This is a genomic window from Streptomyces sp. NRRL S-495 (assembly GCF_000966955.1).
GTDB classification, from domain to species: domain Bacteria; phylum Actinomycetota; class Actinomycetes; order Streptomycetales; family Streptomycetaceae; genus Kitasatospora; species Kitasatospora purpeofusca.
The window spans coordinates 1-243 of the sequence record NZ_JZWY01000453.1 but is presented as its reverse complement, the minus strand read 5'-3'; the positions used below and the strand labels follow the sequence as shown (position 1 = coordinate 243).

The following is a 243-nucleotide window of genomic DNA, read 5'->3' as shown; positions in this document are numbered from 1 at the left end:
CTACCGGCCGATCGCCCATGCCCCTGCCGGGCAGGAGGCCGTGGAGGTGACGCGTTGGCCGGTCGTCCAGGTCAGTGGTACGGCTGCGACCCTGCTGGACATGGCCCGGGCCGAGGACGACGCCCGCTGGCCAGCCGCCGTCGTCCAGGAGCGCGATGCCACCCGCCGCACGTACGTGGCACGGTGCGCGGTGGCCGCCGCGCAGGCCCTCCTCGACCCGGCGGAGAGCGGATCGGGCATACC

General features: G+C 75.3%; 1 pseudogene. It reads left to right on the top strand.

The features are described from left to right. Nucleotides 1-46: 46 nt before the first annotated feature. Nucleotides 47-243, top strand: a pseudogene (locus VR45_RS23390) (hypothetical protein); the annotation flags it as partial.